Origin of the sequence: Enterococcus sp. DA9, from assembly GCF_008000875.1 — a bacterium.
GTDB classification, from domain to species: domain Bacteria; phylum Bacillota; class Bacilli; order Lactobacillales; family Enterococcaceae; genus Enterococcus_B; species Enterococcus_B lactis.
This window is the reverse complement of record NZ_CP042839.1, coordinates 1,652,853-1,669,354: the sequence shown is the minus strand read 5'-3', so window position 1 is coordinate 1,669,354 and position 16,502 is coordinate 1,652,853. Positions and strand designations below refer to the sequence as shown.

Sequence of the window (16,502 nt, the reverse complement as noted above, 5' to 3'; positions counted from 1 at the left end):
TTCTGTCACAACCTCTTCCTTAAACGGTGTTCAAAAGCTTGCATCTGCGGTAATAAGCCCACCAAACAAAAAATATGAAGAGCTATTTTTGCTTGCTGTTCTTATTACTTGATGCAGAACAGCTTTTTCACAACCTCTCATACACGGTGTTTAATCAGCTGACCTTCGGTATTAGCTCAAAAAACGGCAAAATATGTGAAACTATTTTTCCGTTTGTTCTCTAATACTTAGGTCAAAACACTGATTTCACAACCTCTTTTAATAACGAAGAATCGCTGTCAGACTCTTTTCATCTGGCGCATCTTTTTGATCCAAAATAAATACTTTCCCGCCATTAATGATCACATCATCTGCTAATGCATTCAACACTTGACGCCGATCATATTCTATTTCAGGATCTTCACCGAAACCATCAGCTAAGTTTGACGTAGCGATAAATAGATGCGACACTTTTCCTTCTTTCGCAGCTGGAACGATATCAACTAACTGATCGATGAATTTCTTATCTAAGAGTTTATTGTATTCTTTTGATTCTTGAGCTGCGAGTTCACTTGACAGCTTCTTCGCCCCTTCTTCGATATCTCTAAAGGATAGCTGCGCAGGAGAAGCAGAAATCGCAACGTCTGCACAATAGTAAGGATTTTTGGCGATTTTTTTGAACATCGTCTGATTTTCTGGTAGAGCGAATAAATAAATCGGCCATTGTTCTGGATTTTCGAAAGAATCCTTCAAGTACGTATCAACAGCTTGGTAATAGTTGACCCAATCGATCTCTACTTCTTCATCTTTTGGATTTACGCCATGGAAAGTTACTCCATCTCGGGCTCCGCCTCCTCCATTAGAAGAGAAGTTCAAACCGCCACCTGTCAGTTCAGATCCCAATGCAGTAACGACATCAACCGGTGCCCCTTCTGGTAGAGATACTTCTTTTACTTGTTTGTTGCTGACCTCATACAATTTCATGGAGTCGCGGTTCAATCCCAATAAATAATAAGAATAGTTGAACTGCCCATTTTTGATAATAGCCAGTAAATAAGGAAGATCACTTACATAGTATTGATCGTCTACCGGGATACTCAAACGATGGATATAGGTTTGGTCAGCAGTTATAATGACCGCTACACTCGTAGTTGCACTACGCCAAAACGAAGGATCTCCTAACAAATTTTCAATTTTTTCTTGGAACGGGGACCAGTCATGTTCGGAATATTTTTTCTCAAAACGTTTCTTTGCTTCTTTCGCAAAATTTTTGAATTTGATCTGATCTTTTTCCACATCTTGATGGGCGACATGCGTATTCAGCATGATCGTGACGAATGGTCCTTTAGCGCCTTCTGAAGTCAATTGTGACAATAATTCTTTATCCTTTTTTGCCATAAACGTACCCCTCCTAAAAAAATCATTCCTTTGTTTCTATCTAAAGTCTACCACAACACTATTTTTCCATACAATAAAACGTATCTAAAAAAATAAAACGGTTTCTACGGTTTTAAATTTAGCTATTTTTTTAAGTTATCTTCATAATTTCCTCAATTATTTAGCCCCAGTCTTCAACTATTCTTCATGAAATGCTGATAAACTAAGAAAAAGAATAAAAGAGGTGGATCTTATGCATTTGATTATGATTTTCAGTTTATTAAGTATTATCAGTTTATTTGCTTTCAGCGCTTCCCGCTTATTAGATGCGGAAACACAGCCTATTCCTGTAAAAGTACGTAAAAACGACCGCTAAACTTCCATAACGCGCGTTCTTATCCTAAAGTTTTTTCAGAAACATTGAAACTCTCTCCCCTCTCTGATAAAATTTTAATTTGTAGCGAAACAAATTAATTACAAGGAGATCGGATATGTCCATAAGAAAAACACGTCTAGTCCTATTATTGGCTAGTCTCATTCTTTGCCTTGCTTCTTTTCTACCAGCTGTTGCTGTGCAAGCTGAAGATACGTTCAAAGTAAATGCAAAAGCAGCTTTTGCTGTAGATGCGCAAAGCGGTAAGATTCTTTATGATCAAGATGGAGAAAAAACCATGGGGATCGCTTCAATCACAAAAATCATCGGTCTTTACATCGTCCTTGATCAAGTAAAAGAAGGGAAACTATCATGGGATGATAAAGTTTCGATTTCAGATTATGCAGAAAATTTGAGTGTCACCCCAGATTTGTCAAATGTTCCTTTGCATAAAGAAAATACCTACACTGTTAAAGAATTATTCGACTCTGCAATCATCCAGTCAGCCAACGCTTCAATGGTTGCCTTGGCAGAAAAAATTGCTGGCAGCGAAGCAAAATTCACTGAACGAATGAAAGAACAATTGAAAGATTGGGGTATCAAAGATGCAACAATCGTTAATGCATCAGGACTGAATAACTCTTATCTTGGCGAAAACCGACCAGAAGGTACTGGAGAAAACGACGAAAATCAAATGTCTGCTCAAGATGTGGCCATCGTGGCCCGTCATTTGATCTTGGATTTTCCAGAAATACTGGACGTATCTAGCACTACGACACAAATGTTTGGCGAAAACACGCAATCACCAGTGGAAATGGTCAACTGGAACTGGATGCTCCCAGGATTCGTGAATTATAAAGAAGGCGTGGACGGATTAAAAACTGGTACGACTGAGCTTGCAGGTGCTTGTTTCGTTGGTACGATCACTAAAAACGATCAACGGATCATCACTGTCGTATTGAATGCGGACGGCCATGCGGAAAACCCGAGTGCCCGCTTCAATGAAACAGACCGTTTGATGGACTACTGCTATGACAATTGGTCAGAAAAAGAGCTCGGAAAAGCTAACGCAAGTATTCCTAGCCTAAAAACCATTGATGTAAAAGACGGAAAAGAATCAACAGTTCCTGTTGTGCTTAAAAGCCCTGTAAAAGTATGGGTACGAAACGATATGGATACTGGCAAATTAACGATCACGCCAACACTTGACAAGAAGCAAGTCACTGACAACGAGATCCAAGCACCTATGGATAAAGGTACAAAAATCGGTACCGCTACGATCACCTTGGCAGACGATAAATTAGGTTATTTAGAAGACAACAATGCGCCATCCACAGAAATCATCACGGATAAAACCGTAGAAAAAGCAAATATTTTCGTTATTGGCTGGCGACGTGTCGCAGAATTTTTCGGCAACTTGTTTTAATTGAACAAAAAGAAAAAAGCATCTTTCCGTATGGAAGATGTTTTTTTGCTTTTTCTAGTTTAAATAACAGCATTTTTCATCTATTTTCGTTATACTGTATAAGAAAAAGGAGTTGAATTTATGAATCTAACCAGAGATCTGATTTTTTTGGTTCTCTATCTTATTGGGGTATTCTCCATCGTTTATTGGCGAAAACAGAAAAAGGATCCTTCCTTGTTCTTTTACAGCAGTACGTGGACATTTGCGGTAATCTTGACTTATTTTGTCGTGTTGGAAATTTTTTATTCGACCTTTTATTTTTTGATTCCTTTAGTGTTTTTCAGTATCTTTGCCTTTTCCTATTTTTCAGAAAAGCGAAGGCTGCTGAATGGTCTTTTATTCAATGTTTTCCTCATTAGTTTTGGTATCTACTTGTTTGTCTTGCTATACGAAACACAAAATATTTTTCTTGGCGGACTGATTGCCTTGCTCACGATCCCGTTACTGCTTGTCTTTCTATTCGGCATTTATGGATTGATCGTTTTTCTTTTTTGGAACGGTGTCACAGTTTTACGTAGAGAGTCGCATTCATTAGCTAATCTTTTAACGTTGATACTAGCCATTTTTCTTACATTGTTTCTTGTTTTTGACTTTTTCTTGTTAAAATATTTACCACAATGGATAAATGCTTTGTTTTTCTGCATCCCATTGATCTTGATCTATCTATTTATCGTATTCTACAACTTTTTGACTGTCTCATTCTTGTATCAGTTCAACCGCCCTCGATACAACCAAGACTTCATCGTTGTGTTAGGCGCCGGGTTGATCAATGGAGAAACAGTTTCTCCTCTTCTTGCCAAGCGAATCAATAAGGCGATTGCTTTTTATTGGGCACAAAGCCGTGCGACATTAAATCCGCCTATCCTATTAATGTCGGGTGGACAGGGAGCAGACGAAAAAGTACCAGAAGCAATTGCGATGAAACAATATGCCATGGAACAAGGAATTCCTGAAAGAGATATTCTTGTCGAAACCAATTCGACAACCACTTTGGAGAATATGCGCTATTCAAAGGAAATCATGGATCAGCAAATGAAAGGGCCCTATCGCGCGATCTTCAGTTCCAACAATTACCACATTTTCAGAGCTGGTCTCTATGCACGACAAGCGAAACTGAAGGCAAATGGCATTGGGGCAAAAACAGCTTTCTATTACTTGCCTAACGCGTTTTTAAGAGAATACATCGCCATCTTGATGATGAACAAAAAAAGACATATGATCATTTGCGGATTGCTTTTCGCAGGTTCCGCATTCTTATCACTGATCACTTTACTTTTCTAAAAAAACAAGGTGTGACAAAACATATGTCACACCTTGTTTTTTTCTTTTATTCTCTTGACGATTGGCAAGAATAGTATTCCTTTTTTGACGGCTACTTGCTGTGCAGAATAAATACCGCTGTTTCCTGAACACATAAAGCTGATCAAGCAGATCATAAAGAAGTAAACAGCAGCTTGTGAACCAAATAATTCGATTCCCATCACAAAACAGGCAATTGGTGTATTTGTCGCACCAGAAAATACCCCGATAAAACCCAATCCAGCAAGAAAAGGAACAGAAACATGGAGCAAAGGTGCTAGTGCTGCGCCAAGCGTTGCACCAATCTCAAACAGTGGTGTCACTTCTCCCCCTTGGTACCCCGCACCTAAAGACAAGACTGTGAAGAATAATTTCCCAATAAAATCATAAGCATGTGCCTGTCCATTAAATGATTCCTGCAGTAACGGAAGACTCAACCCAAGGTAACGTTGTGTTTGCAAAATCAACGCTGCGGCTACAACTACTGCTCCACCTATCGTATTTCGCCAAACAGGATGAGGAATCCATTGCGCATACCGCGCTTTTAAAAAGACGATTGAACGGCTGAATACCCAGCCAATCAAACCAAAAGCAATCCCAGCAACAAAAACTTTGAAGAACAGCAACATACTCCATTCAGGAATCACACCCATTTGGTAATGTAGGTGAGAAACACCATAGCTTTCCGTCATGAAATTTGCAAACAGTGCAGCAAAGAAGCTAGGGAAGATTGCTTCTGTTCGGACTTTCCCGATTGTTAACACTTCTAATCCAAACAATGTTCCGGCTAAAGGTGTGCCAAATACAGAACTAAAACCCGCACTGATTCCACTGATAATCAAGATTTCCCGTTCTGATTTATCCAATCGGAACAAACGTGCTATATTATCTGCTAACGCTCCCCCCATTTGGACTGCTGTTCCTTCACGACCAACAGATCCCCCAAATAAATGGGTAGTGATGGTTCCAAACAAGGTCAATGGAATGAGCCGCAAAGGGATCTTTTCTTCTCCTCCATTCCCTTGATCGATCACTAAGTTATTCCCACGACTAGAAAGGCCGCCATGATACGCATAAAGATAAGCAAAAAGCGCGCCGCTGACTGGCAATAGATAAAGTAGCCAAGGATGTGCTAGTCGGATATCTGTCACAAATGTCAAGCTATTTAAGAAAAAAGCAGACAAACTCCCCATGAATACTCCCAGAATCGCTGTGATCACTAGCCACTTCAGCATGTACATCAAAATACGCACTGGACTCGGTAATTGTTTTTCCATAAAAAATTCCTCCTCAAATAAAAAAACGCCTACTAAAGAAAGGGGCTGTCCCCAGACTTTAGTAGGCGTCATTAGCTATCTTTCGTTAGCATTTAAAGGCGAACACCATCACCTATTCACTTCCATTAAAAGATAGCATATTTTTCTGTAAAAAACAATAAAATTATCGTTCTTTCTTTACACGCTCAGCAAATTCATAGAAAGGAGCCAATTTCGTTAACTGTTGATTACATTGATCACTATCATGACAAATATAATTCCCCTTTTTCGTATACGTGCCATCAGAACCGGCTTTCGTTGTAGAAAGAAAGAGCGAGACATTCGATGTTTTCTGACAGATTGCACAGATTCCCTTATTAATCGTTGGTGATAAAGTACCGCTGATTCCTTTTAATTTTTCATCTTCGTAATAGACCATGAATTTTTTCTGCGTCCCTGGATCATTCCAACCGATGTACGTATGTGCTTGCAAGTCGATTTCATTCCAAGCTGGTTGTTTGAGTTTTTTCACTTTTCGGAATAATTTATCGATTTGTGGTTTGCTCGGCTGCATAAACGGCTGGACGATTTGCTTCAGCTCCTCCAATGCTCGTTCTGCTTGCGTTTTTGTTAGTTTTACATCTAAAACTGTCGTTAAAAACGTATCGATTTCTGGTGGTTCGTAACCTAATACATCGCGAATCTTTTCAGCTGCTAGAGCCTGAACCGTTTGTACCGTTTTTGGGTCATTGACAGATGAGTACGCATTTAATAACTGCTCTACTTCTCTTTTTATAAAAAAATATTGATATGGTTTCATTGTTTGTTCCATGATTTTAAAGTCCTTTCTTCTAACCAAAGTGCATACTTTGTAGAAAAAAGTGATCTTCTGCAAAGTATGTGTTACCTGAAGATCCCGGACTCTTTTAAATAAGATACGTTTTGCATCTTATCATCACCCCCCTTTAATGTTCATTCTTCTATGTACATGATTCATTCGATAAATAAAAGTAAACCGTATCTTGACCAGATAGTCAACTGCAAACAGAAAAAGGACTGTGACAAAAGTCGTGTCAAAGTCCCTTTCTACAAACAAACGGTGTTCCAGAAGTAGCTTCTTCGGAAATAAGCCGGAATTTCACAAAAATTTGAGAAGCAATTTTCGTAAATTCCTTCTTATTTCTTGAAGCTGACCACTTCTGTCACAACCTCAATATGGTCTATTATTGGTTTTACCTGTTAAATCGAAGATTCTTTTCCAAAGTGACGTTGCCATCTCTTACGCATACTTGCTGACATAGGCTGAGCGGCTTCTTTGACTGCGCAGTATTTGTCCACAAATGTCACGATATATCCTTCTTTGTACTTAGGCGGTGCAATCGTTGCACCCCACATGTGCTTCAAAATGATATCTCGCTCAAGATCCGACAAATCGGTGATTTTTTCTGCATTCTTTACAGCAATTCTTGGATGGATATACGCATGTGTCCCCTCGTCAAATTTCGTCGTACGCCAATCATAGTAGAACAGATCATGCAAAAGTCCAGCACGCGCTGTTGCTTTAGCATTGCCACCCCATTTTTTTGCGAGCAGATAACTATAGTAAGAAACACTGATGGAATGCTCCAAACGAGTGGAATGAACATGCTGTGTGTAATTCGCTAATTTTTTCACTGCTTCTGTTTCTAAAAGATCTTGTACATAAGACATATATTCTTCGTCTTCACGCCATTTTTCTGTCATAATTATCGATCTGCCACCTTTTTGAATTTCATTTTCTTCTGAAATTGATCTAAGTATACCACCAGTGTTCGGATTATTCTAGTCGCTCTAGATAAAATAGCTAAAGCTTAATAGTTCCTTAATCATAAAGAAAAATGATAAAGAACGATCCCTGCTGCGACTCCGACATTCAATGATTCCGCATTTCCTTTCATTGGGATATATACGTTCTGATCAGTCAAAGACAAGATTTCCTGACTTACTCCCTGACCTTCGTTTCCCATGATTATAGCGAAATCCTCTGTTTTTTCTACTTTGTCTAATGCATGTGCTTCTTCATTTAATTCTGTACCGTACACCGTAAACCCTTTGCCTTTCATTACAGGGATCACTTCTGCCAAATCTTTTTGTAACACAGGCAAATGATAATTGCTTCCCTGCATGCTTCGCAGCACCTTTGTACTATAAATATCTGCCGTTCCTTTACCTAATAAAACACCAGCCATACCAAACGCATCTGCCGTACGGATCATCGTTCCCACATTTCCAGGATCCTGTACATTATCTAGTAAAAGCCAGCCTCCTGAAAAATCTGGCGTATCTTTAGATGTTAACGTCATCACTGCTAAGATCCCTTGCGGTGTAGGTAGATCTGACATAGCGGTCATGACCTCATCTGGAACTAGAAAAGTAGAAATCTCTTTGTTTACAGCCAGCCAGTCTCCCCATTCTTTCATACCTCTCTGTGTCACAAAAAGTTCTTTTATTTCTGCATCAGACGACGCAGCTTCTTCGATCAGATGGAACCCTTCCAAAAGATATTCTGCCTTTTCTTCTCTGTATTTCTTTTTATGTAGTTTTTTTAATTCTTTGATTCTTGGATTTTTTGCTGATTGTATCTCTTTCACATTCCTCACCTCACCTGATTATATCATGGAATAGGTGCTTGAGCTTGTTTCATCCTAAAAAAATCGGTATCATTGATTTATAAAACAGGAAAGAAAGGTGACGAACATGCGCAAAGTTAAAATGAATGTCCAAGGACGTGTCCAGGGCGTGGGATTTCGCTATATGACCAAGATGGTTGCTGATCAGTTAGGCGTGACCGGAACGGTAAAAAACGAAGACGACGGCTCAGTCACAATCGAAGCAATCGGAAATGACAACATCATCCAAAAATTTATCGAAGAAGTCAAGAAGTCTCCGAGCCCAAGTGGACGAGTGCAGTATGTGGATGTCCAAGAAGATCCGATGATTGAGGAACGAAAGAAATTTGATGTGGTGGGATAAGGTTGTTTTTGAAGCGCTTTGCCTCGAGTATTAAGGAGAAACATTTTCCAAATAGCTTCTCATATTTTGAAATGTAATGACTTAATACCGAGAGGCAGCTGATAAAACACCGTCAATAGGGTTGTGAAAAAGCTGGTCTGCATCAAGCATTAAGGACTGGTTGTGAAAAATAGCTCTCCATATTTTTCAACAGGCTGGACTTAATGCCGTAGATGCAAGCTTTTGAACACCGTCGATAAGGTTGTTTTTGAGGCACTTTGCCTCAAGTATTAAAGACAGGTAGTAAAAAAGCTGATCTATAACTTGCAATAAATTTGCTTAACCCATATTTTCCAGACAAAACAAAAAAGTTTTTAGTTTTTTAAAATAAGAAAGAAACACTTGGAATCACTCTTTTCTTTCCAAGTATTTCTTTCTTGATTTTTTGTCTTTTTTCAAAATTTTTCGCTACGAAAAAGAAAGAATATTTATATGAAATTTCTATGAAGTTGATTGAATTCCATGCGCTTTTTTAGTATAGTTAAGTTTGTGTAAAAATTATAGAAGAGGAAGTATTCTATGAATAAATGGAAAAACTGGTTATTGGGATCCGGACTTGTCAGTATCCTGCTCTTTTTATCTGGCTGTGTGCGGATGGATTCAAACGGAAACCCTGACACTTCAGGAATCGTTTATCGAGTACTCGTCCATCCTATGGGCCAAGCGATTACATATCTAGTTGATAATTTCAATTGGTCTTACGGCTGGGCAGTTATTGCAATGACTGTGATCGTTCGTATCATCATCTTGCCACTAGGTATCAGTCAATCGAAAAAAACAATGATCCAATCTGAAAAAATGCAAGCGTTAAAACCACAAGTTGAAGCAGCACAACAAAAGCTAAAAGCTGCAACAACACGTGAAGAACAAATGGCAGCACAAGCAGAAATGCAGCAAGTATATCGCGAAAATGGATTGAGTATGACCGGCGGAATCGGCTGTCTGCCTCTATTGATCCAAATGCCGATCTTCTCTGCCTTGTATTTTACGGCTCGCTACACAGAAGGTATCCGTGAATCATCTTTTTACGGCATCGATCTAGGCTCACCAAGTATGGTGCTTGTGGCCATCGCAGGGCTCGCTTATCTGCTTCAAGGATATATTTCAACAATCGGTATTCCTGAAGAACAGAAAAAGACGATGCGTACGATGCTGATCGTCTCTCCTGCTATGATCGTCTTCATGTCGATCAGTGCGCCAGCCGGTGTTACACTTTACTGGGTAGTCGGTGGTGCGTTCAGCTGTCTGCAAACATTCATCACAAACGTTATGATGAAACCACGCTTGAAAGCACAAGTGGCAGAAGAGTTGAAACAAAACCCGCCAAAACAAGTCGTCACTCCAAGAAAAGACGTGACAGAATCAGCAAAGCCAGCTGACAACAAACAAGCAACAAATCAAATCAAACAACCAAAAAACAGTACAAACAACAAAGGCCGCAACGCAGGAAAGCAACAGAAGCGGAAGTAGGCGGGAAGCAAAGGGAGAAAGAAACCTCGCACCACTATCAATTGATAGTGGTGCGAGGTTTCTTTCTCAGTCCCTACTAAATATGTCTCTCGTATAAACTTTTTCTTTTACTTCAGCTAAAGCTGGCTCCATACGATTTGATACAATCACATCTGACATATTCTTGAATTCTTCGAAATCTTTGATTACCCGTGAATGATAAAATGCTTCTTCATCTAGTGTTGGTTCATAAACTACGACTTCAATCCCTTTTGCTTTGATACGTTTCATTACACCTTGGATAGATGAATACCGAAAGTTGTCAGAATTTGCCTTCATTGTTAAACGATAGATTCCTACAGTTTTAGGTTTTTTCGCTAAAATTTGTTCTGCAATAAAATCTTTTCTTGTCGTATTTGCGTCTACAATTGCACTGATGATATTGCTTGGAACATTTTCATAGTTTGCTCTTAGCTGCTTTGTATCTTTAGGTAAACAATATCCTCCGTAACCAAATGAGGGATTATTGTAGTGAGAGCCAATTCGAGGATCTAACCCTACACCCTCAATGATTTGTTTTGTGTTCAATCCTCGAGATTCGGCATAAGTATCTAACTCATTAAAATATGCTACGCGTAAAGCAAGATAAGTGTTTGAAAACAATTTGATTGCTTCAGCTTCAGTAGGATGTGTCAAAAGAACTGGCACATCTTTATCTAAAGCATTCCGTTCAAACATATCCGCTATTTCTTGCCCTCTATCAGAACACTCTCCTACAACAACTCGAGAAGGATGCAAGTTATCATACAATGCCTTTCCTTCTCTTAAAAACTCTGGAGAAAAAATAATATTCTCTGTTTTAAATTTTGCTTTTAATTCTAATGTATATCCCACAGGAACAGTTGACTTAATAATAAAGGTTGCATCTGGTCGAATGATCAGGGCTTTTTCAATAACGTCTTCAACTGTGGAAGTATTAAAGTAATTTTTCTTTTCATCGTAATCTGTCGGTGTAGCGATGATCAAGTAATCACCAAAAAGTACAGCTTCCTCGAAATCTTTAGTAAATTTCACATTCAAATCATCCCGTTCGAGAAACTCGTGAACTTCTTTATCCTCTAAAGGTGATTGTCTGTTTCTTAGCATATCGATCTTTTCTTCAACGATATCATATGCTTTAACATTTTCATGCTGACTAAGTAATAAAGCGTTGGCTAGACCAACATATCCAAGACCAAAAATTGAGATATTCATATTTAAACTTCCTTTTTTTTATAATTAATAAATTTTTCTTTAGGTAATTTTAATTTATCCCCCATCTCATCAAGCATTGAATCAGTGACTGATAGCCATCTTCCTGCTGCTGGTGTAAATGTTAATTCACCAAAAATTATCGTTTCTCCCTCATTATATAAGTCTACACGTACAAATGGAAAGTCTTTTGATAAATGTCTTGCATAGTTAATCATATCTTCAAATTTATTTGGTTTTGCAACATTTATATCGATTGCCTTATCTTTTATCACATCAATTTTATTCCATTGCATGTCATATATTGCCATCATTCCTTTACTTAAATCAGTATGCCTATTAGTCATAAATTGACAGTATAATGGTTCCCCATTAAAACAATAAAATTTATAATCATCTGGAAAGTGGCTGTCTGTAGTCTCAATAAATTTTTCGCAAATTATTTTAGGTTTCATTTGGGAATAATGGGGTTCAATATTAGATTTTCCAAAATCTTTTTTTAGCCATTTATCTAGTTGTCGAACTACTTCTACTTTATCAATCTGATTTTTATCTTTTACAATAATATTAGTGTGACTTCCATTAGTAGTTTTTAAAACAAATTTTTGGGGCAATATATCCCAGTCAATATCTCTAGTTGTATTATAAACACCAAATAGTTCGTTTAATAAATTCTCAAGACCTTTTTCTTTAACATAGGATCTTACTTCATACTTATCAGCACATTTAACCAATAACGGATGCTGCCAATTAAACTTTAGCCATTGAATCTTTTCATTAAAATTTTTAGGTTCTTTCAAATTAAGTTTTTTACCTGTTGCTTTTTTGTATATGATTTTTGTAGCAAGTTGTTCTGAAAATATTTGAATAAAATTTTTTTTTATTTTAAAAATCGGTTCCTTTAAAAAAATTCTAACCATAACTAACTTTGTATCCTCCTTTTTTTGATTAGTAAAAATAAAAGCTTTCTCTCACTTTTGAACAATAATAACAAAGTAAAGTAGCCTATTATACAAAATATTATTCCTACAAAATTAAATAGAAAAGTTTCCGAATATCTTTTTTGTAAATAAGAAATCAATATTATGATACTAGACGAAAAAATATACATATAAATATTTTTAAATGTTTGTAAAACATTAATTTTTCTAATTTTATATAAAAAATAAGAATGAACAAAAATTAATATGAGTCTACTCCATGATCTTGCAATTACTAATTTTTCAAATCCAGCGCTAGAAAATAAGAAAATAGTGAAAACCAATATTATAAAATTTATTATCTGTGTTAACATAGATATTTGAGGCTTTCCTATTGCTCTGTAGACTTCCATGCTGTATGTATTAAAAATTACCATTAAACATGAAGTGATAGCCCAATTTGCTACTACAAATCCTGCACCTTTCCATTGGTTCCCTAATAATATTTTTACTAAAAAGTCTGAATAAGAATACATACCTATCCCCAGTGGAATTAAAAATAAACTTGAAAACTTTTGAGTAGAATAATATATGTTATTAAATTTAGTCTCATCATTTTGTACTCTTGCTAATCCCGAAAACATTGCAGGAACTGTGGAAGAAGATATTAATTGTAAAATACTTGAAACTGTACTCATACTAGTTTTGTAAATTCCAAGGAAATAACTATTCATAAATTTTCCTACAAAAAATGAGTCACTCCATTGAGTTAGCCAAATAAATAATGATTCTAGTTGGGTCCAACTTGAAAAACCAAACATTTCTTTTAATTGTCTAATACTATAATATATTTTTGGTCTCCAATTAGATTGTATGAAAAGTATTATAGATGATATCACCAAACTAAAAATATTACCAATGATAATTGACCAATATGAAAAATTAAGAAGAGCTAATGGTATAGTTATAAATAACGGGATAGCTGTAGTAATAATTCTATTAATAAATAGACTTTTAAATTTAAAATCTCTTCTTAAAATCCCAATCTGTATTGAAGTGAAGGAGGTGAGAATTACCTGAATAGAAGCAATAGGAATTATACTCGCTAACCTCTCGTTTCCTAACAATTGTGCTAATGGACTTCTAAATAAAAAAATCCACGTATAGACAAAAATTGACAGCAGAAAATTAGTCCAAAATGCTACATTAATTACTTGCTCTTTTTCCTTATTGCTAAGAAACTCTCTCTGAATAATATATTTTTGAAATCCTCCATCAGTTAAGATATCAGCAAAACTAGTTATTATCGTAATATTTATCACAACTCCAAATTCTGAAGGAATCAATAGTCGTGCCAGGACCATATTTATGATTGGTGTTATTATTTTACCAGAAAATTCTCCTATAACTGACCATTTTGTACCATTAATTATTTTTTTTTCCATAGTTTTCTCTTCTCTGTAAAATCTTTTTTTATAATACTTATAGACTCTCTTATTCTTTTAACAAGAGACAGAATATTTTTGTCCTGATATTTAAAATTAGGTTCAACTTCTATCAAATATGAGTAGTATTTTTTTTTAAAAGGATGAGCATTTCTATACTGCCAGGGCTTAGAATTAGAAGTAAAATGAATAATCGATGGATTTTTTCTTAAGTCTTTTAGATGGATAGAATCTATGTCTAATTCTTTGCTTGACTTCATATAGAATACATACTGAACGTTCCACTTTTCAGGAAGTAATTGCCAATCAAGGAAGACTGCATTAAATGCAGCTTGATCATTTAGCCTTGTTAAATGCCCCTTTTCATCAAGGAAGAACTTTAATTTTTTTGAAAATTCGTGTTTTCTAATGTTTTTTAAATTTAACATCATCACACCAGAATTAAACGTCTTATGATCTTTAGATACACCAAATACTCTATTGTCATAATCATATCCTGGATTAATAATAGCACCTAAATAATGGATTTTATTTGAATAAGACCACAATTCTTTAATATCATCATTAATTAAAACATCACTATCTAAATAAATTACTTTATCAATATCAGATAGAATCGTATCTAAATTTATTTTGATATATGCTGCTTTACTAACATGATTTTTAGCACTATAATCAATTCTATTTGAATAATTGATGAATCGTAAAGTAATATTTTTATACATTTTTTCCAAATTCAAAAAAAATTCTCTATCTTTTTTTGATATTACTCCACTATAAATTAAGTTTACTCTAATTCTAGAACTAGTATTTTTACATAAACTAACTATTGCAACTTTTTGATATAAAATATAATTACCATCAGTTATTGTTGCTACTTCTATCTGATCCATTTATTATCCCATCTTTCATTAATTTATAATTTGAAAGAAGCATTCCTGTCAACAGAAATAAATTCTTATATGCAGTATAGTTAAAACTCATCATTCTATTGATTATTATAGCTATTAACAAAATTGCTATTAATTTACATATATTGTTATCTATTCTTACTATAATCCTACTTAAATATAGTAGAATTGTAATAAATATTAGCAATCCAACTAAACCTATTGAAGACCAAATTTCCAAAATAATATTATGTGGATAGAACTTTCCAAAACCACTTCCTATAAATGGTGTAGAATTAATTGATATTAAAGTTTCTCGTATTTTGTCTACTCTTCCTATTGAAGTACTACTTCCAAAAATTGATTGGGAATTAAGTAGTGATTGGACTGAAAAACGTGATACCAGGGGAAACATCATGCTTAATTGTTCATTGAAATAATTAAATAATCCATATAAAAAAAGAACAATCCCTGAAGAAGTTATAATTCTATATGACTTAAAAAAAATACCCTCTGCTAGTACAATGGTTAAAAAAGTAGTAATGATTGCTCCTCTTGAACTTATAATTACTATTTGACAAAAAGAGAGAGCAAGAAAAAAATATATAAAGTAATTTATAACTATTTTTATTAAATTCAAATCTAAGTGTATAATAACTTGTTAAAGAAAGTATAGTTAATAATTCTCCTAAACCAATAGGATTTGCATTGTTTAGCATTACCCTACCAAAACTTTGTGAATTTGACACATACTGAAATATTAATGCAACAATTATAATACTTGAAAATAAGAAAATAGTTTGTTTTAAAACTTTGCTGTTATCTAATATGATGAATCTCCCAAAAAAATAAAAAATACAAGAATAAAAGATAAACTGTATTGTTTCCAGTGCAGTAGACGTAAATATGCCAATTAATAACGAGTAAGATATCAGTAATAAAATCAACATATCCATAATTTGAAATTTAAATATCTTTTTTTCCTTTATCATTACAAATAATACTAGTATAAAAAATATAAGAGAAATAGGTGTTGTAGCATCTGTTATTTTTATCACATTCTCCAATCCGTAACTATATACCAATCCCATTGCTGTCACAATGAGAAATTGATTATATTTATTAAAGTGAATCAATCATCTATCAATCCTTTCAATTAGCATTTATATATTAATACTTATCTTAGAAATTTCACTATATCTAAATCCCTTTTGTGCTTTTTCTGCCCTGGTTTTAAATAAAGAATAATTTCTTCTCATTTCTATAATAGCTTCACTTAGTTCTTCAACTGAACTATTTTCAACAAAAAGAACATTATTTTTTGTGTTTACATGTTCAGTACCTTCCCACTTTTTAGCAATAATCGGTTTTCCGATTGATACACATTGCTCCCAATAAACTGAATGTCTTCCAGGAAATACGCATAAATCTACTCCATTAAATATCTTATAAAATTGCTCATTGTTAAGCCAGCCACCATAAATGATTTTTTCATTATCTATCAATAAATCAAATTTGCTTTTAAGTTCATCAATAACACTACCAAATATTAATAACTTGGTTCTTGAATTTTCTATATTTTTTACACTTTCAATAAGATTAAAAATTTCCTTTTTGGCTATATCTATTTTTCCAATAGTAGCAATAATAAAATCATTTTTATCTATAGAGAAACTTTCTTGAAGGTATTCTCTTGAAACATCATATTTATTATATTTATCTATATATTCATCATCTCCCCCCATTA

General features: G+C 35.0%; 16 protein-coding genes and 1 riboswitch. Of the genes, 5 read left to right on the top strand and 11 right to left on the bottom strand.

Features of this window, described 5'->3' with window-relative positions; translation table 11 throughout:
- Window positions 1-258: 258 nt before the first annotated feature.
- Window positions 259-1,377, bottom strand: a complete 1,119-nt coding sequence (locus FTX43_RS08940) for a hypothetical protein (protein ID WP_002299523.1) — start codon at window positions 1,375-1,377, stop codon at window positions 259-261.
- 232 nt (window positions 1,378-1,609) lie between these two features.
- Here FTX43_RS08940 and FTX43_RS15215 point away from each other — a divergent pair, with 232 nt between their 5' ends.
- From FTX43_RS15215 to FTX43_RS08930, 3 genes are all read left to right on the top strand, one after another.
- Window positions 1,610-1,732, top strand: coding sequence for a hypothetical protein (locus FTX43_RS15215; protein WP_002296297.1), 123 nt, complete (start codon window positions 1,610-1,612; stop codon window positions 1,730-1,732).
- Window positions 1,733-1,847: 115 nt separating this feature from the next.
- Window positions 1,848-3,155 (top strand): serine hydrolase, encoded by a 1,308-nt coding sequence (locus tag FTX43_RS08935; protein WP_147607006.1) that lies wholly within the window; start codon window positions 1,848-1,850, stop codon window positions 3,153-3,155.
- Window positions 3,156-3,275: 120 nt separating this feature from the next.
- A complete protein-coding gene (locus FTX43_RS08930; RefSeq protein WP_147607004.1) occupies window positions 3,276-4,475 on the top strand; it encodes a YdcF family protein in 1,200 nt (399 codons plus the stop codon).
- Between the two features lie 26 nt (window positions 4,476-4,501).
- Here FTX43_RS08930 and FTX43_RS08925 read toward each other — a convergent pair whose 3' ends face one another.
- From FTX43_RS08925 to FTX43_RS08905, 4 genes are all read right to left on the bottom strand, one after another.
- Window positions 4,502-5,770, bottom strand: coding sequence for a voltage-gated chloride channel family protein (locus FTX43_RS08925; protein ID WP_139903194.1), 1,269 nt, complete (start codon window positions 5,768-5,770; stop codon window positions 4,502-4,504).
- Between the two features lie 55 nt (window positions 5,771-5,825).
- Window positions 5,826-5,892, bottom strand: a riboswitch (Fluoride riboswitch).
- A gap of 41 nt (window positions 5,893-5,933) precedes the next feature.
- Window positions 5,934-6,581 (bottom strand): FusB/FusC family EF-G-binding protein, encoded by a 648-nt coding sequence (locus tag FTX43_RS08920; protein ID WP_002333097.1) that lies wholly within the window; start codon window positions 6,579-6,581, stop codon window positions 5,934-5,936.
- A gap of 407 nt (window positions 6,582-6,988) precedes the next feature.
- Entirely contained in the window at window positions 6,989-7,492 is a 504-nt protein-coding gene (locus tag FTX43_RS08910; RefSeq protein WP_139903197.1) for an HD domain-containing protein, read from the bottom strand.
- A gap of 122 nt (window positions 7,493-7,614) precedes the next feature.
- Entirely contained in the window at window positions 7,615-8,379 is a 765-nt protein-coding gene (locus FTX43_RS08905; RefSeq protein WP_139903200.1) for an RNA methyltransferase, read from the bottom strand.
- Window positions 8,380-8,485: 106 nt separating this feature from the next.
- Here FTX43_RS08905 and FTX43_RS08900 point away from each other — a divergent pair, with 106 nt between their 5' ends.
- Together FTX43_RS08900 and yidC are read left to right on the top strand one after the other, a co-directional pair.
- On the top strand, window positions 8,486-8,761 hold the full coding sequence (locus tag FTX43_RS08900) for an acylphosphatase (protein WP_002333099.1): 276 nt from the start codon (window positions 8,486-8,488) through the stop codon (window positions 8,759-8,761).
- Window positions 8,762-9,319: 558 nt separating this feature from the next.
- On the top strand, window positions 9,320-10,270 hold the full coding sequence (gene yidC, locus FTX43_RS08895) for a membrane protein insertase YidC (RefSeq protein WP_002333100.1): 951 nt from the start codon (window positions 9,320-9,322) through the stop codon (window positions 10,268-10,270).
- 66 nt (window positions 10,271-10,336) lie between these two features.
- On the opposite strand, the gene FTX43_RS08890 is transcribed toward yidC, so the two are convergent.
- The 6 genes from FTX43_RS08890 to FTX43_RS15210 form a co-directional block, all read right to left on the bottom strand.
- On the bottom strand, window positions 10,337-11,503 hold the full coding sequence (locus tag FTX43_RS08890; RefSeq protein ID WP_147607002.1) for a nucleotide sugar dehydrogenase: 1,167 nt from the start codon (window positions 11,501-11,503) through the stop codon (window positions 10,337-10,339).
- 2 nt (window positions 11,504-11,505) lie between these two features.
- Window positions 11,506-12,420: an ATP-grasp fold amidoligase family protein gene (locus tag FTX43_RS08885; protein ID WP_002333102.1), complete on the bottom strand. Its 915-nt coding sequence runs from the start codon at window positions 12,418-12,420 to the stop codon at window positions 11,506-11,508.
- A 2-nt stretch (window positions 12,421-12,422) separates the two neighbouring features.
- A complete protein-coding gene (locus FTX43_RS08880; protein WP_002333103.1) occupies window positions 12,423-13,865 on the bottom strand; it encodes a lipopolysaccharide biosynthesis protein in 1,443 nt (480 codons plus the stop codon).
- Window positions 13,850-14,758: a glycosyltransferase family 8 protein gene (locus FTX43_RS08875; protein WP_002333104.1), complete on the bottom strand. Its 909-nt coding sequence runs from the start codon at window positions 14,756-14,758 to the stop codon at window positions 13,850-13,852. Before FTX43_RS08875 ends, FTX43_RS08880 begins: the two co-directional genes overlap by 16 nt.
- Window positions 14,727-15,395 (bottom strand): O-antigen ligase family protein, encoded by a 669-nt coding sequence (locus FTX43_RS15510; protein ID WP_396015212.1) that lies wholly within the window; start codon window positions 15,393-15,395, stop codon window positions 14,727-14,729. The genes FTX43_RS08875 and FTX43_RS15510 overlap by 32 nt, the downstream gene beginning before the upstream one ends.
- A 523-nt stretch (window positions 15,396-15,918) precedes the next feature.
- Entirely contained in the window at window positions 15,919-16,500 is a 582-nt protein-coding gene (locus FTX43_RS15210; RefSeq protein WP_261801523.1) for a glycosyltransferase, read from the bottom strand.
- Window positions 16,501-16,502 lie beyond the last annotated feature (2 nt).